Here is a 20,809-nt window from a genome sequence, read left to right as displayed (position 1 = left end):
AGCAACCGACGCCATAGAAAAAAAACCTATCGAGGCGCGGCGCTCTTCTTGAGCGTTATATGCTTCTCAGACACTCATCGATTGCCAATATGCCTACGCCAATCCAATCTGTCAACTCACGATCACTTGCAATAACAATCACTTGCGGGAAATCGCGGCTTCTTCGACCATTCTAGACCTGTGCCAAATCACTGGCAGGCCAAGACAAAATCCACTTTTTCGCCATCGCGTTTTCGCAGAGTGCAAAACGGGTCCGGCGCGGGCCGCCGCCGGAGCTCGAAGGCTTACGAATCCATCGAAACAGCGAGCGGTCCGATTAAACGTTCCGTGAGCAATTTCGGGTAGAGCCGAACCGGGATCGCTGCACCCCCGGCGCGGCGCTCCGAGTTGAGGATGTAGGCTTATGGGGACTTTCGATGTCCGCGATATGATGAAGGCGGACGCGGCCGCCTCGGCGACGCCGGATGTCTTCGGCGGGACCGAGAAAGGGCCGACGCGGCGCTTCCATCCACTGGCCGAACGCATCGCGGCCATCCCCGTCAAGCCGACCCTCTCCCCGGTTATGATCGAGGGCGTGGCCCGGCTGCTCGACTTGATCGCCGTACTCGGCACGGGCGGGCTGATCTACTGGCTCTATGCGGCCGGAAAGGTCGAATACACGCTGCCTTACCAGGTGACGGTCGGGGCGTTGGCTCTCGGCGCGCTGGCGCTCTTCCAGGCATTGCAGCTCTACCCGATCGGCGCGCTGCGCCATTTCATCGGCAGCGCGGTCAGGCTGGTCACCGGCTGGACCATGCTCTTCCTGGTCGCGCTCGCGGCCTTCTTCTTCCTGAAGATCGGCGATCAGGTTTCGCGCGTCTGGCTGATCGGCTTCTATTTCTCCGGCGTCGGCGCCCTGCTCGCGGGGCGCGTGATCATGACGACCGGCGTGCGCTATCTCACCCGCAGCGGCCGGCTGGAGCGGCGTACGGCGATCGTCGGCGGCGGCGAAGCGGGCGAGGCCCTGATCCGCGCCCTGGAAACCCAGAAAGATACGGGCCTGCGCATCTGCGGCGTGTTCGACGACCGCAACGACGAGCGCTCGCCCGATCTCGTCGCCGGCTATCCCAAGCTCGGCACGATCGACGATCTCGTCGAGTTCGCGCGTCGCACCAAACTCGATCTCGTCATCTTCACCCTGCCGATCTCGGCTGAAGCGCGGCTTCTGACCATGCTGCGCAAGCTCTGGGTGCTGCCGATCGACATCCGCCTTTCAGCCCACATGTCGAAGCTGCGCCTGCGCCCGCGCTCCTATTCCTATTTCGGCGCCGTGCCGGTGCTCGACGTCTTCGACCGGCCGATCGCCGACTGGGACATCGTCGTCAAATGGGCGTTCGACAAGGTCGTCGGCACGCTCGCGCTGATCGCGCTCTCGCCGGTGATGCTGGCGACCGCGATCGCGATCAAGCTCGATTCCAAGGGGCCGGTGTTCTTCCGCCAGAAGCGCTACGGCTTCAACAACGAGACCGTCGACGTCCTGAAGTTCCGCTCGCTGCGCCACGACATGGCCGACCATGCCGCGGCCAAGCAGGTCACCAAGGACGACCCGCGGGTCACCCGCGTCGGCCGCTTCATCCGCAAGACCTCGATCGACGAACTGCCGCAGCTCATGAACGTCGTCTTCAAGGGCGACCTCTCGCTGGTCGGGCCGCGCCCGCATGCGATCCATGCCAAGGCCTCGAACCGCGCCTATGAGCAGGTGGTGGACGGCTATTTCGCGCGCCACAAGGTCAAGCCCGGCATCACCGGCTGGGCCCAGATCAACGGCTGGCGCGGCGAGACCGACACCGACGAGAAGATCCAGCGGCGCGTCGAGCACGACCTCTACTATATCGAGAACTGGTCCGTGCTGCTGGACCTCTACATCCTGCTGAAGACGCCGTTCTCGCTGCTGACCAAGAACGAGAACGCCTATTGAGCACGCTGGCGCAGACCCCGCCGCGCGGCGAACGACTGACGATCTCCTACGCGGCGATCAAGCGCGGCATCTTGTGGCTGCTCGGTGCATCCAGCGGGCTCGCGCTGATCGAGCCCTCGCCGTATGAGGTCGTCTTCCTGCTGGCGCTGTTCGTCTTCGCGCTGACGGGCATCCGGTTCTCCCAGAAGCTCCTGCCGCTCGCCGTGCTGCTGCTTGGCTACAATATCGGCGGCATCGTCTCCCTCATTCCCTGGATGAGCGACGGCGACGCGGTGCGCTTCACCGCCGTATCGGTCTATCTGATGATCACGGCAGTCTTCATCGCCGGCATCATGTCGCAGGATGCAGCCGGAAGGCTGGAGACACTGCGCCGCGGCTACCTGTTCGCTGCCTGGATCGCGGGATTGGCGGCACTTCTCGGCTATTTCGACATCGCCGGGCTCGGCCAGGCCTTCACGCTCTACGGCCGCGCCTCCGGCACCTTCAAGGACCCCAACGTGCTGGGGCCCTATCTCGCCCTGCCGATCGTCTATGTCCTGCAACGGATACTGACCGGTCAGGTCGGCATGCTGCGCGGCCTCATCACGCTCAGCGTACCGCTCGCCGCGCTGTTTCTCACCTTCTCCCGTGGCGCCTGGGGCGTGCTCCTCGTCTCGGCGGCGTTGATGGTCGCTCTCACCTTCCTGACCGCGTCCGACGCCGCGCGCCGGGCGCGCATCGTCACGATGTCGCTTGCGGCACTCGCCGCGGCGTTCGCAGCGCTGCTGGTCGCGCTCTCCTTCGAGGAGATCCGCAACGTCTTCGACGCACGCGCCAGCCTCAACCAGGACTATGACCTGGGCGTCACCGGCCGCTTCGGCAACCAGCTGCGCGCCATTCCGATGCTGCTCGATGCGCCCAACGGCTTCGGGCCCCTGCAATTCCGCTGGATCTTCAACCAGGCCGACCCGCACAATGTCTACATCAATGCCTTCGCCTCCTATGGCTGGCTCGGCGGGCTGTCCTGGGCCAGCCTGATGGTTGCAACCTCCTATATCGGCTGGCGGGTGGTGTTCCGGCCGGGCCCGACACAGCTGCATGCCATCGCGATCTGGTCCGTGCTTTTCGTCACCATCCTGCAGGGCTCCCAGATCGACAGCGACCACTGGCGGCATCTCTATCTGATGCTGGGCCTGATCTGGGGTCTGGCCGCATTGCGACCAGGCGACGGCGGCGGCGAGGAGCGCTCGTGACGGCAGCAGCGCCATCGACCCGCGAGAATGCCCCGGGTGGTCAGATCGAGACCATCCAGGCCCTGCGCGCGATCGCCGCACTGCTGGTGGTCTTCGGCCATGCCGCCCATGAGACGGAGGCCATCGGCCCGCGCGTGGGCCTGCCCGCCATCGACGCGTCCTTCATGTATTGGGGTATCGGCGTCGATATCTTCTTCGTGATTTCCGGCTTCATCATGGTCCATACCTCGGCCGACCTGTTTGGCCGGCCGGGCGCCTGGCGGATTTTCCTCGCCCGACGCATCGCCAGGATCGTGCCGCTCTACTGGCTCCTGACCAGCATCCTGCTGATCGGAGGCTTGATCGCTCCCCAGTTGCTCAACGTGCCGTTCGGCGACTGGCAGCACATCCTCGCCTCCTATCTCTTCATCCCGAGCCTGCGCGGCGGCGACGAGATCAGACCGGTGATGGCGCTGGGCTGGACGCTGAACCTGGAGATGTTCTTCTACGTGCTGTTTGCCGGCGCGCTGCTTTTGCCCCTGCGGCGCGGCATGATCGCGCTCGCGCTCGTCATCTCCGGCCTCGCCCTGGCCGGCGCGCTCCTGAAGCCGGCGCAGGTGCAGCTCGCCTTCTGGACGCAGCAGATCATCCTCGAATTCCTGTTCGGCTGCCTGCTGGCGCTTGTCCATCGACAGGGTATCCGGCTGCCGGCCGCAAGCGCCGTGCTGCTGGTTGCCCTCGGCTTCGCCGGCATGTTCAGGTTTCTCGGACTTGATGGACAGGAGACGATCGCGCCGGCTCTGCGCTGGGGCCTGCCCGCTGCCCTGATCGTCGGCGGCGCGGCGCTCTATCGCGGAGCCCCGCCGCGATTGGCGCTGCTGCTCACCGGCCTCGGCAACGCGTCCTACAGCCTCTACCTCTTCCATCCCTTCGCCTTGCGGCCGCTGCGGGAAGTCTGGGTCAAGCTGGTCGGAGGAGCGCTGCCGCTGGAACTCTACATCGCCCTCGCGATGACGGCCGCGGCGCTCACCTCGGTGCTCCTCTACGGCTGTGTCGAGCGCCCGATCGGGCGCCGGGTGCGTTTCCCTTCCGCGATGGTCCGCCCGCGCGGGGCCGGTTCGACGCAGACGGAAAGCGCTCAGCCCCTGCCCTTGCGCACGACGACATAGGCGTAGGTCGTCACGAGATTCCAGCCGATCCGCGCCGCCGTTGCATTGAAGGCGTGGTCGAGCTGCTTCAGCCCCGGCATCCGGTCGAAATAGCCATGCCCCCAGAAGCGCTGGACATGGGTCTCGGCAAAGCCGGCCCGCTTCAACATCGGCTCGAGCACGGCCGGGTCGCCGCGGCATCCATCGTAGAGCGCAGGAAACTTCGGATCGCCGCCGCCATCGCGGCGCGCCGGGAACAGGGCGTGGACGATGGCGTGCGAGGCCTTTTCCGGCAGGACGTGGTTCAGTGCGAAGACGGGCGCCCACAGCGTCGGGAAGAAGGCGAGCGCCACACCGCCCGGCGCCAGCAATTCATGGATGTTGCGCCAGGCGCGCTCGACCCCGTCGACATGCTCGAAGACCATGCGGGAGACCATCATGTCGTAGCCGCCACGCCGGACATCGGGCTCGGAGAGGTCTCCGGCGATATCGAAGCGCGCGGTCCTGAGCCCCCGCCCCGTCAGGGCCAGCTCGCCGGCATCGATGTCGTTGACGATGAGGTCGATGCCGTTGCGGGCGGCCTGCTCCTGGGTGAACAGCGGATCGCGCCCGCCGCCGATCTCGCAGACGCTGCGCAGGCCGAACTGATGCGCCAATCCGAGAATGGTCGCCTCGTAGTGGTCCCAGGCCCATTGCGAGTGCCAGTCGGGCTTGATCCCTCCGAAGAAGGTCGCAAGCGAGCCGGCCGGCTGCGCCGTAGTCCGGCGCCCCGGCCCGGAGCCTGCAATCGCAAGACTTGCCATCGTCATGATCGCCTCCGCTTCTGCGTGCCCTGCCCCGAGACGACATTGGCTGCTGGGCCCGACGGCCGCAACGGGAAGGTTAAACAACAGTTAACGCATGCTGGCCTTGCTGAAAGGCGGCTTCATGCGCCCAGCATCAAGACTGTTCATGATCGCATCGAAGCGCATTGCATCTGCCGCGCCTCACCACTATAAGCCGACCCGTCGGAGCGTAGCGCAGCCCGGTTAGCGCACTTGTCTGGGGGACAAGGGGTCGGAGGTTCGAATCCTCTCGCTCCGACCATTACATCCCGAGAATCGTCGGCTTCGAGCCGTTGCGATCTGCACTGCGGCTGCGCGGGCATGCGGATGTCGAGAATCCCTGCGGCTCGGCACAAGGCTCTTCCACAAGGTCTCCGTTATTCGCGCCGGGTCGGCGGCTCCAGCTACCGGGACATTCGCCTCGCGAGCCCCGATATCGTCCGCTGCAGCCGTGCGGTCCATCGCTGTTCATCGGCGTGTCGCACGATTCGCGCCGCGATCATGTCCCACTGCTCTTGCGAAAGATGCAGGTCGTGTTCGGCCTCGATTGCCTCGATGCGCACGGCCGGCGAGAGGGGATACCGCTCCATCGCCAACTCTCTTGCGCCATAATAGTCGGCTTCGCCCTGCAAAATGAGGAATGGCACCTGAAGCGACGCCAGATGCCGTGTTCGTGCCGGGTCTTCATCTGAGCCGGGCGCGCGGAACGGGTAGCCCAGCGCCACCATGGCCGTCAGGGGCGCTCCTTCGCTGGCGGCAAGGGAGATGATGCGCCCGCCGGAGGATCGACCGATCGCGATCATCTGCTTTCCGGCGAAATGATCGCTCATGCGTACAAATGCCGACTTTCGCTTCTCGAGCCCACGATCCGCGTCGCAGATGTCGCGTTCTCCAAGAAACAGCACACCCTGCCCGGCAAGGCGTCGACGAAGAGCCTGCTCGACATGCTGGTCGACCGGGTGAGAATCCCCGGCCAGATACAAGAAAACTCTCATCCCCATGGGAGGGGCTTTCACCACCCCGCACCTTGCCGCGCAATCGACGCGTTCGCGATGTCCCCGGCTCTTTCTGCGTCGGTTCAAGACGCACTGCCCGGGCTGGCGTCACATCCCGGTAGGGATCCTCTCCCAAATGGGGGGCGACAGCGCCCGATCTGCGCTTTCGTCCTGAAACCGAGTGAGGGGCTCATGCTCGACCAGGATGGAGCTTCCGCGACAGTGATCGGCGTCACCGTGCCGCACTGGCTATTGTCCGCGATCAACGGAACGGCGGCACTGGTCCTCATGTTCGTGATCTGATCAGGGCAGCAGGCCTGCCTGCGGAAGCAGATACCCCAAATGGGGGCTGCTCGAACACTTGCTTCGATGCGATGAAGAAAGTGCGGCTCCAGGTAGTTCCACCATGACACACAAGCATCAGATGTCGCTCATCGCGCGACGGGCCCAGATTCGTCGTGCCGCCGCCAACCGGAAGGATCTTCCTTCAGTGCAGCCGGCCGGCCGGCCCGATTTGCGCCTGGTCTCGAGCAGCCACGAAGCCGAGCGGGTCGCACAGATCGATCATCGCGACCTGGCCACGGCCGTCGAGTAGCGATCCGGTCCGCCCCCGCGCGTCCCGCGTTCAGCCCATAGTCATCTGCGATGGCCCTTGATGGCGGCACGGCACACGGATTGCCGTAGCGTCAATAATGGCCACGGACGGTATCGCGTTGAAGCAAGACTGGTTCCATTGCGAGGATTGCGGCTCGCCGGGCGTCTCGATTCCGCACGCGCTCAGCGATGCCAGCGTGGTCTCCTGCGCCAATTGCGGATTGAGCCTGAGCTCCTGGGCCGAGTATCGCCGCAGGATCGACCAGGCCCTGATGGCCGAGCAGGCCAGCAAGGCGCGCCGCGTCATCGTGGCGGACCCGATCGGGAGCGTCATGGCCGAAGCCTGACGACAAGCGCCCGTCGCCTTCGCCACACCGGTTCGAGCGCGAGATCGGGGCGGGCGGAGTTGTCCACTGCCCGGCATCGTCAACCGGCTTGCCAGACGTTACGTCAGGCTTCACGATCCCCTGACGTAGCGTCGATTGGGAGGTCGAAGATGCGTGCCGTGTCACATTCGGTGGACATGCCGGTTTCGAGCCAGCGGGCGGTTCTGCTGCGCATGCTCGTGCTTCTGGCCATCACAATGGCCGTCCTCATGCCCCTGATCGACTAGGGGCCTCCGGCAAAGCCCGTTTTGCTCGCACGACGCGGCATCGCAGAACGATCTCCGCGATGCCGCGATCCCTCAGCGGTGCGCCAGCCAGTCCTTGAGCAAGCCGATATCGGCCTGGCCGAGCCCATGCCCTGCCGGCAGCACGCGGTGCTCGACCGTCGCACCGCTACCAGAGAGCCGGCAGGCAAGCGCCTCGGCATCGGTCTTCGGCACGATCGGATCGAGCGCGCCCGACAGGATCAGCACGGGCTTGCCCGCGAGATCGGCTTCCGACACTTCCACGAAAGGCACCATCGCGCGTAGAAGCGCGGCGCCGGCCAGGATTTCGGGCCGCTGCTGCAGAAGAGCCGCCGCGATATTGGCGCCGTTGGAGAAGCCCAGCGCGAGCGGCGCCGGCAGGCCGTAACGCTCCCGCGCCCACAGCACGAATTCCGCCAGCTCGTCGGTGCGCCGCTTGAGATCGGCCTCGTCGAAGACGCCTTCCGCGAGACGGCGGAAGAAGCGCGGCGCCGAACCTTCCAGAACCTTGCCGCGCGGCGAGAGCAGGCTCGCGCCAGGGGCGACGGTGCGGCCGAGCGAGAGAAGATCGCGCTCGTCGCCGCCGGTGCCGTGCAGGAGCAGCAGCGGCCGGCGCGCCGGATCGCTGCCAGGCTCGAAGACATGAATGAAATCGGTATCGACGGTCGTGGCGGTCATGGTCATCTCCCTTCATCAAGCGGAGGCGCCCTGCCCCTTGCGGCAAGCAGGCAGAGCGCTGTGGTGTCGCTCCGCCGCCCGCCTGAAGGGCGGGCGGCGGGTTTCGTCAGCCGAGAGCGGGCAGGACCGCCTCGATCTCCTTGCGATGCGCCTCGTACTGGGGCGGCAGCTTCAGCGAACGGCCGAGTTCGGCGGCAGGCTCATCGACCGCGAAGCCGGGAATATCCGTCGCGATCTCGAACAAGACATGGCCGGGCTCGCGGAAATAGACCGAGCGGAAATAGTTCCGGTCGCGCTGTTCCGTGGGGCTGATGCCATGGTTCTGAACAAGGCGGCGCACCATCTCCTCCTGCGCGGCGTCATCGGCCGCTCGGAAGGCGATATGGTGGACCGAGCCCGCGCCCTGCCGGGCCGGCAGGAAGCCGCCGGCGACGCGCAGGTCGATCACCCCGCCGATCGCCGTGCCCTTCGCGGCATAACGGATCAGCGTGCCCTCGCGGCCGATCTCCGTGAAGCCGAAGACGTCACTGAGGATGGCGCCGGTCGGCGCGGCATCGGCCAGCAGCAGGCTGACGCTATGGAAGCCGCGCAGCGCATGCTCGGCGGGAATGCCGCCGTCAGTCCAGGCGGGCTCCTTCTCGACGCCCGGCAGGCCGACAAGGGCGAGCCTCATGCCGTCCGGGTCGCGAAAGTTCAGCACGGTCTCGCCGAAACGCTTCACCGGCACCTCATGCGGCACGCCCTGCTCGACGAAGCGATGAGCCCAGAAGCCGATCGAGCCTTCCGGAACCCGGAAGACCGTCTCCTGCGTCTCGCCGACGCCGAGCCGGCCGGGCGACGCATGTTCCCAAGGGAAAAACGTCAGGATCGAGCCGGGTGCGGCATCCACATCGCCGAAATAGAGGTGATAGGTGCCGGGATCGTCGAAGTTCACCGTCTTCTTGACGAGACGCAGGCCGAGCACGCGAGCATAGAAGTCCAGATTGCGGCGCGCCGGACCGGAGATGGCGGTGACGTGGTGAAGGCCGTTGATCTGCATGGCGAGGTCCTCCGTTTTCCTGATCACGATGAGCGACATCCGCTCGGTTGACCGGAAGATCGGCATGAAGGCGGCCGAACGCCAGAGACAATTCATTGCATCCACGCAATGTCTTTATCGCCAATCTACAATTTGATTTGCGAACAAGGCTGACCAATCTTCTGACCCGAGACCAACCGGTCCCGTTTCAGGAGACTTCCCATGATCGACAATCGTCTCGCCCCTTATGGCGCCCTCGGCCTGCGCGTCGCGCTCGGCCTGATGTTCATCGCCCATGCCTATCTCAAGCTCGTCATCTTCACGCCCGCCGGCTTCACCGGCTTCCTTGGGCAGGTCGGCCTGCCGGGCTTCCTCGCCTGGCCGATCATGCTGGCCGAGCTCATCGGCGGCATCGCCATCCTCATCGGCTTCCATGGCCGCCTCGTCTCGGCCGCGCTGCTGCCGGTTCTGCTTGGCGCTCTCGCGATCCACGCTCCGAACGGCTGGGTCTTCAATGCGCCGAATGGCGGCTGGGAATATCCCGCCTTCCTCGCCCTGACCGCGCTGGCGCATGTGCTGATCGGCGACGGGGCGCTTGCCGTGACCCGCACGGGCTCCGCGGCGGCCGCCAAGCCGGCGCTGGCGTGACGCGAACCCGCCTTGAAGGGGCGCGCGCCTTGGCCGAGAGTGAGCGGATGAATCAAGCCGCGAAGCCCCTGGCCTGGGACGATTTCCGCCTGATCAAGGCGATCGCCGACAAGCGGGCGCTGCCGGCAGCCGCGGCAGCGCTCGGCGTCAATCACTCGACGGTGTTCCGCCGCCTCGGCCAGATCGAGGAGGCGCTCGGCACCCGCCTGTTCGAGCGCCATCGCAGCGGCTATGTCGCGACGCCGGCCGGCGAGGAGATGATCCAGCTCGCCGCCCGCGTCGACGACGACATCACCGCCTTCGCCCGCAAGCTCGCCGGGCAGGAGATCAAGCCGGCCGGGGAATTGCGCGTCGCCACCAACGACTCCCTGCTGGTCGACCTGCTGACGCCGCTCTTCGCCGGTTTTCTTGAGCAGTGCCCGGATATCCGGCTCGATATCCTGATCGGCAACCAGGCCGCCAACCTCTCCAAGCGCGATGCTGATGTCGCGATCCGCGCCACCGATCATCCGCCGGAGACGCTGGTCGGCCGCAAGTCCGCCCGCATAGCCTGGGCGCTCTATGGTCGCGCCGTCGACTTTCCCGAAGCCGAACGTCCTTCTCGCGAGAGCCTGTGGGAGCGCAGCTGGGTCTCGCTCGGCGACCAGTTCACCATGCTGAGCGCGGTGCGCTATCTCGCCCGCCATGTCGCGCCGGAGCGTGTCGTCTACCGGCTCAACACGGTGCTCGGCCTTGCCGAGGCGGTCCAGGCCGGGATCGGCGTCGGCTTCCTGCCCTGTTTCATCGGCGACACGCGTCCCGCCCTGAGACGCCTGGGAGAGCCGGACGCCGACCTTGCCGCCGATCTCTGGCTGCTGACCCATCCGGACATGCGGCACACGCCCCGCGTCAGACTCTTCCTCGATTTCCTGGCGGTCGAACTGGCGCGATTGAAGCCGCTGGTCGAGGGCGATCGCCCGATCGGCGGCCGACCCGGATCGGGACCTCCGTCGATGGAGAGATCTCTGCGGTAGATCCCGACGGACTTCCCCTGCGCCATCACGCAAACCCGGCAGCTATTGCTGCGCAGCCGGCGCGCGGGTTAGGCTCAAGCTATGGAGATCGTCATCCCGCTGATCATCGGCCTCAGCCTGATCTGGCTCGTCGGCCGCGGCGTGCCCTGGAACGCGAAGCTCATGACCCTCGTGGTCACGCTGGCCGTCATCGTGCTGATCGTGCTGCTGGAGCGCGGCGGCTACTGGCCGGAATCCTGGCGGCGCAGCTGAGCCCTGGCGCTCACGCCGAGACCAGCTTGAGCCCGACGATGCCGGCCACGATCAGGCCGATGCAGGCCAGCCGCAAGGCGCCTGCCGGCTCGCCCAGCAGGGCGATGCCGAGGATCGCCGTGCCGATCGTGCCGATGCCGGTCCAGACCGCATAGGCCGTGCCGACGGGCAGCGATTTCAGGGCGAGGCCAAGCAGGCCGAGGCTGACGACCATGCTCGCGCCGGTGAACAGCGTCGGGACGAGCCGCGCGAAGCCGTTGGTGTATTTGAGACCGATGGCCCAGCCGACCTCAAACAGGCCCGCGACGAACAAATAAAACCAGGCCATGCCGGCGCTCCTTGAGAGACGGGGCGCAAGGTTTCCGCGCCGAAGAGAGGACGTGTCGGTTCGTCCCCGGCCTTGAACCTATGGTTCGGAGCAAAACGATCAACCGGCCCGGCGCCTGCAACGGCGCAAGCGCGGCAGGCGCAGCCGCAAGCCCAAGGGTCAGGCGGCGTCAGGCGCCGGCTGCAGGGCCTGTTCGAGGATGCGCCGGCACTCGCCGAGTTCCTTCATGACCGCGGTCAGGATGGAGACGTCGTCGAGCCCTTCGGGCACAGGCTGCCGATAAGGCGCCATCCGCTCCGGCGCGGCCTCAGCCATGGCGCCCGGCAAGGTGGCCGGTCCTGCGGACGCGGCAGCCGGCATAGCGCCGCTCATGGCCCCGATCGGCGCGCCGCGGCCGATCGCCTGGACATGGCGCGGCCCCTGCTCCTTCAGAATGCGCTGGAGGCCCTTGATCGTATAGCCTTCGCCATAGAGCAGGCGCCGGATGCCCTTGAGCAGGGCGACGTCGTCAGGCCTGTAGTAGCGGCGTCCGCCGCCACGCTTCAGCGGCTTGATCTGGTTGAAACGGGTTTCCCAGAATCGAAGCACATGCTGGGGTATGTCGAGGTCTTCGGCGACCTCGCTGATAGTCCGAAAGGCATCTGGGCTCTTGGTGTCCAATTCGGCCTCGGTATCGCCGGCGTGGAACTCCAGGCTCACTCAGTCTCACCCTCACCTGACTGCCCGTTGATGCGGGCCTTCATCACGTTCGAGGGTTTGAACACCATCACGCGACGCGGCTCGATGGGCACCTCAACGCCAGTTTTGGGATTACGCCCGATTCGCTCGCCTTTGTCTCGTACGACGAAAGAACCGAACGAAGACAGCTTCACATTCTCGCCGCGCGCGACCGCGTCGCAGATCTCGTCGAGCACCGCTTCGACGAGCTTCGACGACTCCGTCCGCGACAAGCCGATCTTCTGGTAGACAGCCTCGCACAGGTCCGCACGAGTGACCGTTTGCCCCGCCATTCATATCCTCCAAGGCGTATTGCAGGCGCAGCGGAAAACCGCCGGCCTTTCGCCATTACGGACGGCGGACGCTAGGCGCCCCCGTCGCGCGGGTCAATCCTCAAGGACGGCCATTGTGCCGCCTCAGGCCGGTTTCGACCCGAAATAGCGATGTTTCATGACAATTTTCGTGGTTTTATTGCCGCAACGTCACCAGCGGATCAAGGCCGAGCCCCAGGTGAAGCCGCCGCCCATCGCCTCGATCAGGACGAGCTGGCCGCGCTTGATGCGGCCATCGGCATGAGCCTCGGCCAAGGCGAGCGGGATCGAGGCCGCCGAGGTGTTGCCGTGACGGTCGACGGTGACGACGACATGGTCATGGCTGATGCCGAGCTTGTCGGCCGTCGCGTCGATGATGCGGCGGTTGGCCTGATGCGGCACGAACCAGTCGATATCGGCGCCTGACAGGCCCGTCTGCTCGAAGGTGTGACGCACCGTCTCGGCGAGGTTGGTGACCGCGTGGCGGAAGACTTCCTTGCCTTCCATGCGCAGGAAGCCGACCGTCTTGGTCGAGCCGGCGCCGCCATCGACATAGAGCTTGTCCTTGTAGCGGCCGTCCGAGCGGATATGGGTGGTCAGGATGCCGCGATCGGCCAGCGTCCCCTCGCCCGGCGCGGCCTTGAGCACCACGGCGCCGGCGCCATCGCCGAACAGCACGCAGGTCGCGCGGTCCTCCCAGTCGAGGATGCGCGAGAAGGTCTCGGCGCCGATCACGAGGGCGGCGCGCGCGCTGCCCGTGGTCAGGAACTTGTCGGCCGTCGCCAGCGCGAAAACGAAGCCGGAACAGACCGCCTGCACGTCGAAAGCCACACCGCCGTTGATGCCGAGGGCCGCCTGGATCTGCGTCGCCGTGGCGGGAAAGGTGTGGTCCGGCGTCGCGGTCGCGACGATGATCAGGTCGATCTCGGAGGGGTCGATGCCGGCATCAGTGATCGCCGCCTGTGCGGCCTTGAGGCCGACGATGGATGTCGGTTCGTCATCGGCCGCGACATGGCGCTGGCGGATGCCGGTGCGCTGGACGATCCACTCGTCGCTGGTGTCGACGCGCGCGGCGAGCTCCGCATTGGTGACGATGCGCGCGGGCAGATAGGAGCCGCAGCCGACGACTTGAGAGCGCAGGATGGACAAAAAGGTTGTTCCCTATTCCGCCTCGGCGGGCTGCGCGACGGTCAGCTCCGGACGCGTGCTCGCGGCGACCATTTCGCGGACCTTCGCCATCAGGTCCTCGCGTGCCATTTCATAGCCCAATTCGGCGGCGCTGGCGAAGCCGATCGCATCCGTCCCGCCATGGCTCTTGATGACGATGCCTTCCAGTCCGAGGAAGACGCCGCCATTCGATTTACGCGGGTCGAGCTTGTCCTTCAGCGCCGCGAAGGCGCCGCGGGCGAAGACATAGCCGATCTTGGCCATCAGCGAACGGCTCATCGCCGCACGAAGATAATCGGCGATCTGGCGAGCGGTTCCCTCTGCGGTCTTGAGCGCGATATTGCCGGTGAAGCCCTCGGTGACGACGACGTCGACCGTGCCCTTGCCGAGATCATCGCCCTCGACGAAGCCGTGATAGGCGAGATGCGGCAGGTCGCTCTCGCGCAGGATGCGCCCGGCCTCCTTGACCGCCTCGACGCCCTTGATCTCCTCGACGCCGACATTGAGCAGGCCGACCGTCGGCCGGTCGAGATCGAGCACGACGCGAGCCATGGCCGCGCCCATCACCGCGAGGTCGACAAGGTGGCGCGCATCCGCGCCGATCGTGGCGCCGACATCGAGCACGATGCTCTCGCCGCGCGCGGTCGGCCAGAGGCAGGCGATCGCCGGCCGGTCGACCTGCGGCATCGACTTCAGGCAGAATTTCGACATCGCCATCAGCGCGCCGGTATTGCCGGCGGAGACGGTGACATCCGCCTCCCCCGTCTTGGTCGCGTCGATCGCACGCCACATCGACGACTTGTAGCGGCCATAGCGCAAGGCCTGGCTCGGCTTGTCGTCCATCTTCACCGAGACCTCGGTGTGGTGGAAGGTCGTGACCGCCTTGAGCTTCGGATGCTGGTCGATCAGCGGCAGCACCTGCTTCTCGTCACCGAAAATGACGAAGCGGGCATCCGGGCGACGTTCCAGCATCAGGGCGGCGCCGGGAATGACGATGGCGGGGCCGTGATCCCCGCCCATCGCATCGAGCGCGATTGTAACCGGTCTTGTCATGGAATTCTGGCGTGTCCCGGAAATGGCCGACCTTCGATCCGGGACGGCTTGATGCCGGCCGGACAATAGCGACTTGGACCGTTGTCGCAAGCAGCGCAAGTGCCGGAGAGCGCTTCAGTCACCGCGTTTCAACTTTGCCAGCGCCGCGAACGGCGATTCCGTGCCGGTGTCACCCGCCGACGACTCGAAGCTGGCGCCGGGCTTGCGCGGATAGGGATCGAGCGCCAGCGCCAGGAACTCCAAAGTGATGCCGCCGAGATCGATCGCGCCATCGACGATCGGCTCGGGCGGATCGGCTTCGTTCAGCAGAACCTCGATATCGATCTCGGCATCGTCGCGCTCGTTGCGCCGTGCGAAGGCGGCAACCTCTTCCTCGGGAGCGAAATCGAGCTGCACGGGCACGTCGAGCTGAACCGGGAACGGTTCGAGCGTCACGACGCAGGCCTGATGCAAGCGGGCCGCGATGCGGCCGTCGAGCTTCACGCGCTCGCCATTGCGCGAGAGGGTATAGCGCGCCTCCAGCGCCTCCACGGAAACGAGGCCAAGCTGCGCGGCGATGGCGGGCAACTGCTCCGCCTCGGCCCGCACCACAACCTCGCTGCCGCGCGGGCGGATCGCCTCGACACGGACCGGGTGCTTGAGCAGCGCAGCCGGCGGATGATCAGGCGTCATGAGCGACCTCCGGGGTCGAGAAGGCCGGGAAAAGATCATCCCGGTTCAGGATGCCGTCGAGATCGGCGGCGGCCAACCTCTCCTGGGCGGCCCGCATATAAGCCGCGAGCGCAGGCGCCGCCTCCGGCGCGCAGGCATTGCGCCCCAGCGCTTCGGTCAACGCCTCAGGACCGGGGGCGACCAGCGCAGCCTCGTAGGCCTGCACCCGGCCATAGAACATCTGGCCGACCTTCTTCATCTTCTTGGGTACGGCGATGTCGCTGACGCCACCATTGCGGAAGCCGAGCTCGAGATAGGCGAAACAGGCGTCGACGAATTCCTGCGCCAGCTCTGCGGCCGGCGGCGGCAATTCGCGCAAGCGCCTCAACACCAGGAAAACGTGCAGGGTCAGCGATTCGAAACGGCCCTCGAAGCTGTCGGGAATCCCGCCTTCGATGTAGAGCGCCGGCAGGCGCGACGCCTCTGCGACCCGCGCGAACAGCGTGTCCACAGGGGAGCGCCGATTGGCGCGCTTGCCGAACAACCCGAAAATCACCTGTTTACTCCCGCCCGCTCTTGCCCGGGGCGTCCTCGCCTTGCCAAAGCCATCCTCGGGCGTTACGCCAACCCTTACCCTTTTGACAAGCGGCTTGGATCGTTCCGGCCGCGCTCGCCTTTCGGATCGTGCCCGCATGACCCAGATCACCCGCCGCACGGCTCTGCTCGGAGCTCTCGCGACCACGTCTCTTGCGCTCGCCGGCTGCGGCCCCGATGCGGGCGGTTTCGTGCTGCCGACCTCCGCCGGCATCAACGAGGAGTTCCGGCGCGGCTTCGTGATGGACGACGCCCTGATCGCGCAGGTCAAGGTCGGCATGGACGTGCAGGCGGTGCTGACGACGCTCGGCACGCCCTCGACCACCTCGACGGTCGGCAATCGCACCTTCTACTATATCAGCCAGACGATGCGTCGCCGGTTCCAGTTCCAGGACCCGCAGCTCATCGACCAGCAGGTGCTGGTGATCTATTTCAACAAGGGCTTCAAGGTCGAGCGCATCGCCCATTACGGCCTGCAGGACGGCGTGATCTTCGACTTCATCAGCCGCACCACCCCGACGGGCGGCGAGGAGCAGAGCTTCCTGCGCAACCTGTTCAGGGGCGTCACCAAGTTCAATCCGCTCGGCTCGTAAGCGGAACGCCTTCCAACGATCGAAAAAGCCCGCGGCTCACGCCGCGGGCTTTTTCGTTTGGACGTGGCGGCACCGATCAGGAGACTGCCGGGCGAGCGCGCAGCGGCACGGTCATCGCCATGACCCCTGCGATCACAAAACCCAGCCCGGCCCAGGCTGTCGGCGCCAGCGCCTCCCCCAGGAAGACCATGCCGATCAACACGCCGGTCGGCACCCTGAGATAGGCGACCGACGTCGTCGCGACCGCGCCCAGCCGTGCGATCAATCGGAAATAGATCACGAAGGCCAGGGCCGTGGAGACGAGCGAGAGCGCGATCAGCGCCTGGATCGACTGGGCCGAGGGCGACAGCGTCCAGGGCCGGTCCAGCATCAGGCTGAGCGGCAGCAGGACGAGCGCGCCGCAGAGCAGCGAGCCGGCCGCCGGCATGATCGGATCCAGCCCCTTGAAGCTCCGCCCGAACAAGGCCGCGCCGCCATAGCAGATGCTGGCCGCGACCAGCGCCAGCTGCGCCCAGAGTTGCTCGCCGAAGCCCGTCATCGCCTGCGCGCCGACGATGAGGACGGTGCCGGCGAGACCGGCCGCGATGCCGACGAGGCGCAAGCCCGACAAGCGCTCGGCCGAAGCCGAGAAGCAGGACAGCAGGACGACGAAGATCGGGCTCGTCGAGCTCAGGATCGTGGCGAGCCCCGCATCGACGCTGCGCTCGGCCCAGGCGATCAGCGTGAAGGGCACGACGCTGTTGAGGCCGGCCTGGACGAGGAACAGGCGCCAGGTCGCAAGATCGCGCGGCAGCCGCAGGCCGCGCCAGCGGATGACCACGAGCAGGACGAGGCCGGCGATCAGCGTCCGGGCGGTGATCAGGGTCAGCGGCGGGATCGTCTCCACGCCGAGCTTGATGAAGGTGTAGGAGCCGCCCCAGAGCCCGGCCAGCACCAGCAGAAGAGCAAGCTCCACGGCACGGTTCGGGGTGGCGGTAGGATGCTCGAGCGTTCGGGCAGACATGGTTCCTCCTGGAGTTGGCAGGACCATGCCAGCGCGCCGGCTGCGGCGCATGCGGGAACGCTACGGAGCCGGCCGTAGCTTCCAAGCTTGATTCAAGGGCTTACCGATCTGATTCAAGTGGAGCCCTTAAGCCCTTGCCTTCAATAATTTTTCGTCCTCTCCCGAGCTTGGCGAAAAAGACCCGCGGCTTGCGCCGCGGGTCGGTAAGCATCTCAATGCTGGCTGCGATCAGGAATGCGCCAGGATCGCCAGGAGCAGCAGGGCGATGATGTTGGTGATCTTGATCGCCGGGTTCACGGCGGGGCCCGCCGTGTCCTTGTAGGGGTCGCCGACGGTATCGCCGGTCACGGAGGCCTTGTGCGCGTCCGAGCCCTTCAGATGGCGCACGCCGTCCTTGTCGACGAAGCCGTCCTCGAAGCTCTTCTTCGCGTTGTCCCAGGCGCCGCCGCCCGAGGTCATCGAGATCGCGACGAAGATGCCGGTCACGATCACGCCCATCAGCATGGCGCCGACGGCAGCGAAGGCGTTGTTCTTGCCGGCGATCCAGTAGATCACGAAATAGGTCACGATCGGCGCCAGCACCGGCAGGAGCGAGGGCACGACCATTTCCCTGATCGCCGCGCGGGTCAGCATGTCGACGGCACGGCCGTAATCGGGCCGGTCCTTGCCTTCCATGATGCCGGGCTTTTCCTTGAACTGCCGGCGCACTTCCTCGACGACGGAGCCCGCCGCACGCCCGACCGCCGTCATGCCCATGCCACCGAAGAGGAAGGGAATGAGGCCGCCGAGCAGGAGGCCGACGACAACGTAAGGATTGGACAGCGAGAAATCGACCGTCACGCCCTTGAAGTACTGGAAGGCCGTCGAGCCCGCCTTGTTGGCCTCGGAGATGAAGAAATTCAGGTCCGAGGTATAGGCGGCGAAGAGCACCAGCGCGCCGAGGCCGGCCGAGCCGATGGCATAGCCCTTGGTAACGGCCTTGGTGGTGTTGCCGACCGCATCGAGCGCATCGGTGGAGCTGCGCACTTCCTTGGGCAGGCCCGCCATCTCGGCGATGCCGCCGGCATTGTCCGTCACCGGGCCGAAGGCATCGAGCGCGACGACCACGCCGGCCAGCGCCAGCATGGCGGTGGTCGCGATGGCGATGCCGAACAGGCCGGCGAGGCTGTAGGAAGCGATGATGCCGGCGATGATGACGATGGTCGGCAGCGCGGTCGATTCCAGGGAGACCGCGAGGCCCTGGATGACGTTGGTGCCGTGGCCGGTCACCGAGGCCTGGGCGATCGAGACCACCGGGCGCTTGCCGGTGCCGGTATAGTACTCGGTGATGACGACGATGAGCAGCGTTACCGCGAGGCCGACCAGCGCGCAGGCGAAGAGCCCGCCCGAGGTGAAGCTGACGCCCTGCACGGTCTTGAAGGCCGCCGAGAAGCCGCCGAACATGGCGTAGTTCACGGCTGCGATCGCGCCGATCGAGAGCACGCCGGCCGCGATGAAACCCTTGTAGAGCGCGCCCATGATCGACTGGTTGGCGCCGAGCTTCACGAAGAAGGTGCCGATGATCGAGGTGACGATGCAGGCCGCGCCGATCGCCATCGGGTAGAGCATCATCGTGCCGAGCGCCGGCTGGCCGGCGAAGAAGATCGCGGCGAGCACCATGGTCGCGACCAGCGTCACCGCATAGGTCTCGAACAGGTCGGCGGCCATGCCGGCGCAGTCGCCGACATTGTCGCCGACGTTGTCGGCGATGGTCGCCGGGTTGCGCGGATCGTCCTCGGGAATGCCGGCCTCAACCTTGCCGACGAGGTCGGCGCCAACGTCGGCGCCCTTGGTGAAGATGCCGCCGCCGAGACGGGCGAAGATCGAGATCAGCGAAGCGCCGAAGCCCAAAGCCACCAGCGAATCGATCACCGTGCGGCTGGAAGGCTCAAAACCGAGATAGGAGGTCAGGACGCCGTAATAGACGGCGACGCCGAGCAGCGCGAGGCCGGCGACGAGCATGCCGGTGACGGCGCCCGCCTTGAAGGCGACATCAAGGCCTTCGCCCAGCGACTGCATCGCAGCCTGGGCCGTGCGGACATTGGCGCGTACCGAGACATTCATGCCGATGAAGCCGGCCATGCCCGAAAGCACCGCGCCGATCAGGAAGCCGACCGCTACCCATTTGCCGAGCAGCCAGGCGAGAACGACGAAGAGAACGACGCCGACCATGGAAATGGTCATGTACTGGCGCTTGAGATAGGCCTGCGCGCCTTCGGCAACCGCACCGGAAATCTCCTGCATGCGCTGGTTGCCGGCATCGCGCTTCATCACATCGCCATAGGCCCAGACGCCATAGGCTATGGAAAGCGCACTCAATATGATGATGAGAAGCAGAGCTGACATTCGATTTCCTGACCCTAGAGCTTGCAGTCGGCGGGAGCGCTGTCGCTCCTCATTTTTGCAGCGTTGGACGTCAGGCAGCGAAAAAACGGGCCCTAAAGACTCAAGGCCCGCTCCGCGTCGCCAGTGTCAGGCGAATTTGTGGCAAGTTTCGGCGAGGAGCGCAAACGCCCCGGCTTACAGATTTCGTCGGATGTCAGAGCGGATGGCGGATCGTCAGAGCGCGAGGTCGCGGTTGACGTTCTTGTAGAGCAGATAGCAGGCATCGCCGTAACCGGTCGGGTAGAACTGCTGCGGGCAAAAACCGCCCATCCAGATGAAATCCCGCTCCCAGATCTCGTGCCAATCGGCGCCGAGCAAGTAGAGCCCCTGCCCTTCGAGCATGTAGAGGCCGTGCTCCATCACATGGGTCTCGACCGCCGGGAAGCAGACGCCCGGCTTGAACCACATCAGGTTCATCTCGAAATCGAAGCGCATGTCGCCATAGGGCAGCAGGAACTGGAAGCCGCGTCCTTCCATACCGGTGTGATTCGTCATCGGCACCGCGTCCCGATGCGAGACGATCGGCTCTGGCACGGCAAGACCTGGTACGGCCTCGTAGCGCTTGCGCAGAGCGAGCACGCGGATGCCCTCCGCCGATTCGTTGCGCAGCGTGAAGGGCGTTGCCGGCGGCAGATAGGCGAAGCCGCCAGCCGTGAGCGTCTGCGCCGCGCCGCCAGCGACCACGATCCGCGCCTCACCCGAGAGGACGTAGAAGAAATGCTGGATGCCGTCCTCGCCGAAGGCGGCCGGCGTGCCACCGCCAGGGGCGATCTCGAGGACATATTGGGCGAAGGCCGCGCCCATGACTGGCCCCGTGAGGACGCGCACGATCGTGTCCCGGTATTGTGGCAGCCGGCTGACCAGCACGCCCTCCGGCGGCATGAAGGCGTAGTTGGAGCAGACGACACCGCGATTATGCCCGATGGCGCCGGGCGGAACCTGGCCGGTCGCAGGCGGGAAGGCACGGTTGGTCATGCGTTTGCTCCGATCAGGGATCTG

Annotated in this window: 23 protein-coding genes and 1 tRNA gene; 10 read left to right on the top strand and 14 right to left on the bottom strand. The window is 66.0% G+C overall.

Annotated features, from left to right (window positions below):
* Positions 1 to 403 precede the first annotated feature (403 nt).
* The 3 genes from ACODTJ_RS23720 to ACODTJ_RS23710 are packed head-to-tail and all read left to right on the top strand — an operon-like array spanning position 404 to position 4,337.
* Positions 404 to 1,957: an undecaprenyl-phosphate glucose phosphotransferase gene (locus tag ACODTJ_RS23720; RefSeq protein ID WP_454657419.1), complete on the top strand. Its 1,554-nt coding sequence runs from the start codon at positions 404 to 406 to the stop codon at positions 1,955 to 1,957.
* Positions 1,954 to 3,189 carry an O-antigen ligase family protein gene (locus tag ACODTJ_RS23715; RefSeq protein ID WP_454657420.1) on the top strand — a complete coding sequence of 412 codons (1,236 nt, stop codon included), beginning with the start codon at positions 1,954 to 1,956 and terminating at the stop codon, positions 3,187 to 3,189. The genes ACODTJ_RS23720 and ACODTJ_RS23715 overlap by 4 nt, the downstream gene beginning before the upstream one ends.
* The gene (locus ACODTJ_RS23710; protein ID WP_454657421.1) at positions 3,186 to 4,337 is read left to right on the top strand and encodes an acyltransferase family protein; all 1,152 of its coding nucleotides are present in this window, start codon (positions 3,186 to 3,188) and stop codon (positions 4,335 to 4,337) included. The genes ACODTJ_RS23715 and ACODTJ_RS23710 overlap by 4 nt, the downstream gene beginning before the upstream one ends.
* On the opposite strand, the gene ACODTJ_RS23705 is transcribed toward ACODTJ_RS23710, so the two are convergent.
* Entirely contained in the window at positions 4,307 to 5,125 is an 819-nt protein-coding gene (locus ACODTJ_RS23705) for a class I SAM-dependent methyltransferase (RefSeq protein ID WP_454657422.1), read from the bottom strand. The two genes, ACODTJ_RS23710 and ACODTJ_RS23705, sit on opposite strands and share 31 nt — an antisense overlap.
* A 199-nt stretch (positions 5,126 to 5,324) precedes the next feature.
* Here ACODTJ_RS23705 and ACODTJ_RS23700 point away from each other — a divergent pair.
* Positions 5,325 to 5,402 (top strand) — tRNA-Pro (locus ACODTJ_RS23700).
* A 142-nt stretch (positions 5,403 to 5,544) separates the two neighbouring features.
* Here ACODTJ_RS23700 and ACODTJ_RS23695 read toward each other — a convergent pair.
* Positions 5,545 to 6,123 carry an alpha/beta family hydrolase gene (locus ACODTJ_RS23695; protein ID WP_454657423.1) on the bottom strand — a complete coding sequence of 193 codons (579 nt, stop codon included), beginning with the start codon at positions 6,121 to 6,123 and terminating at the stop codon, positions 5,545 to 5,547.
* Positions 6,124 to 6,559: 436 nt separating this feature from the next.
* Here ACODTJ_RS23695 and ACODTJ_RS23690 point away from each other — a divergent pair, with 436 nt between their 5' ends.
* Entirely contained in the window at positions 6,560 to 6,730 is a 171-nt protein-coding gene (locus ACODTJ_RS23690) for a hypothetical protein (protein ID WP_454657424.1), read from the top strand.
* A 97-nt stretch (positions 6,731 to 6,827) separates the two neighbouring features.
* Positions 6,828 to 7,076, top strand: coding sequence for a hypothetical protein (locus tag ACODTJ_RS23685; RefSeq protein WP_454657425.1), 249 nt, complete (start codon positions 6,828 to 6,830; stop codon positions 7,074 to 7,076).
* A gap of 338 nt (positions 7,077 to 7,414) precedes the next feature.
* Here the strand turns inward: ACODTJ_RS23685 and ACODTJ_RS23680 are convergent, their stop codons facing one another.
* Both ACODTJ_RS23680 and ACODTJ_RS23675 read right to left on the bottom strand, forming a co-directional pair.
* The gene (locus ACODTJ_RS23680) at positions 7,415 to 8,038 is read right to left on the bottom strand and encodes an alpha/beta hydrolase (protein ID WP_454657426.1); all 624 of its coding nucleotides are present in this window, start codon (positions 8,036 to 8,038) and stop codon (positions 7,415 to 7,417) included.
* Between the two features lie 106 nt (positions 8,039 to 8,144).
* Positions 8,145 to 9,077: a ring-cleaving dioxygenase gene (locus ACODTJ_RS23675; protein WP_454659010.1), complete on the bottom strand. Its 933-nt coding sequence runs from the start codon at positions 9,075 to 9,077 to the stop codon at positions 8,145 to 8,147.
* 201 nt (positions 9,078 to 9,278) lie between these two features.
* Between ACODTJ_RS23675 and ACODTJ_RS23670 the strand changes: the two genes are divergently transcribed.
* The 3 genes from ACODTJ_RS23670 to ACODTJ_RS23660 all read left to right on the top strand — a co-directional run bounded on the left by ACODTJ_RS23670 (position 9,279) and on the right by ACODTJ_RS23660 (position 10,969).
* Positions 9,279 to 9,704, top strand: coding sequence for a DoxX family protein (locus ACODTJ_RS23670; RefSeq protein ID WP_454657427.1), 426 nt, complete (start codon positions 9,279 to 9,281; stop codon positions 9,702 to 9,704).
* 47 nt (positions 9,705 to 9,751) lie between these two features.
* On the top strand, positions 9,752 to 10,717 hold the full coding sequence (locus tag ACODTJ_RS23665) for a LysR family transcriptional regulator (protein WP_454657428.1): 966 nt from the start codon (positions 9,752 to 9,754) through the stop codon (positions 10,715 to 10,717).
* Between the two features lie 81 nt (positions 10,718 to 10,798).
* On the top strand, positions 10,799 to 10,969 hold the full coding sequence (locus tag ACODTJ_RS23660) for a hypothetical protein (protein ID WP_454657429.1): 171 nt from the start codon (positions 10,799 to 10,801) through the stop codon (positions 10,967 to 10,969).
* Positions 10,970 to 10,979: 10 nt separating this feature from the next.
* On the opposite strand, the gene sugE is transcribed toward ACODTJ_RS23660, so the two are convergent.
* The 7 genes from sugE to ACODTJ_RS23625 all read right to left on the bottom strand — a co-directional run bounded on the left by sugE (position 10,980) and on the right by ACODTJ_RS23625 (position 15,752).
* Positions 10,980 to 11,297 (bottom strand): quaternary ammonium compound efflux SMR transporter SugE, encoded by a 318-nt coding sequence (gene sugE / locus ACODTJ_RS23655; protein ID WP_454657430.1) that lies wholly within the window; start codon positions 11,295 to 11,297, stop codon positions 10,980 to 10,982.
* 159 nt (positions 11,298 to 11,456) lie between these two features.
* On the bottom strand, positions 11,457 to 11,996 hold the full coding sequence (locus ACODTJ_RS23650) for a MerR family transcriptional regulator (RefSeq protein WP_454657431.1): 540 nt from the start codon (positions 11,994 to 11,996) through the stop codon (positions 11,457 to 11,459).
* Positions 11,993 to 12,307: an integration host factor subunit alpha gene (locus ACODTJ_RS23645; protein ID WP_055726295.1), complete on the bottom strand. Its 315-nt coding sequence runs from the start codon at positions 12,305 to 12,307 to the stop codon at positions 11,993 to 11,995. Before ACODTJ_RS23645 ends, ACODTJ_RS23650 begins: the two co-directional genes overlap by 4 nt.
* A 189-nt stretch (positions 12,308 to 12,496) precedes the next feature.
* On the bottom strand, positions 12,497 to 13,474 hold the full coding sequence (locus ACODTJ_RS23640) for a beta-ketoacyl-ACP synthase III (protein WP_454657432.1): 978 nt from the start codon (positions 13,472 to 13,474) through the stop codon (positions 12,497 to 12,499).
* Between the two features lie 12 nt (positions 13,475 to 13,486).
* Positions 13,487 to 14,545 carry a phosphate acyltransferase PlsX gene (plsX, locus tag ACODTJ_RS23635; protein ID WP_454657433.1) on the bottom strand — a complete coding sequence of 353 codons (1,059 nt, stop codon included), beginning with the start codon at positions 14,543 to 14,545 and terminating at the stop codon, positions 13,487 to 13,489.
* Between the two features lie 114 nt (positions 14,546 to 14,659).
* Positions 14,660 to 15,217, bottom strand: a complete 558-nt coding sequence (locus tag ACODTJ_RS23630) for a YceD family protein (protein ID WP_454657434.1) — start codon at positions 15,215 to 15,217, stop codon at positions 14,660 to 14,662.
* Positions 15,207 to 15,752: a ubiquinol-cytochrome C chaperone family protein gene (locus ACODTJ_RS23625; RefSeq protein WP_454657435.1), complete on the bottom strand. Its 546-nt coding sequence runs from the start codon at positions 15,750 to 15,752 to the stop codon at positions 15,207 to 15,209. The genes ACODTJ_RS23630 and ACODTJ_RS23625 overlap by 11 nt, the downstream gene beginning before the upstream one ends.
* A gap of 136 nt (positions 15,753 to 15,888) precedes the next feature.
* On the opposite strand from ACODTJ_RS23625, the gene ACODTJ_RS23620 reads away from it, so the two are divergent.
* Positions 15,889 to 16,383 (top strand): outer membrane protein assembly factor BamE, encoded by a 495-nt coding sequence (locus tag ACODTJ_RS23620; protein WP_454657436.1) that lies wholly within the window; start codon positions 15,889 to 15,891, stop codon positions 16,381 to 16,383.
* Between the two features lie 76 nt (positions 16,384 to 16,459).
* On the opposite strand, the gene ACODTJ_RS23615 is transcribed toward ACODTJ_RS23620, so the two are convergent.
* From ACODTJ_RS23615 to allE, 3 genes are all read right to left on the bottom strand, one after another.
* Positions 16,460 to 17,386, bottom strand: a complete 927-nt coding sequence (locus ACODTJ_RS23615; RefSeq protein ID WP_454657437.1) for a DMT family transporter — start codon at positions 17,384 to 17,386, stop codon at positions 16,460 to 16,462.
* A 228-nt stretch (positions 17,387 to 17,614) separates the two neighbouring features.
* Positions 17,615 to 19,771 carry a sodium-translocating pyrophosphatase gene (locus ACODTJ_RS23610; RefSeq protein WP_454657438.1) on the bottom strand — a complete coding sequence of 719 codons (2,157 nt, stop codon included), beginning with the start codon at positions 19,769 to 19,771 and terminating at the stop codon, positions 17,615 to 17,617.
* A gap of 213 nt (positions 19,772 to 19,984) precedes the next feature.
* Positions 19,985 to 20,785, bottom strand: coding sequence for a (S)-ureidoglycine aminohydrolase (allE, locus tag ACODTJ_RS23605; RefSeq protein WP_454657439.1), 801 nt, complete (start codon positions 20,783 to 20,785; stop codon positions 19,985 to 19,987).
* Between the last annotated feature and the right edge of the window lie 24 nt (positions 20,786 to 20,809).

The organism is Allobosea sp. FG18 (assembly GCF_057809495.1).
This window is presented reverse-complemented; position numbering and strand designations above follow the sequence as displayed.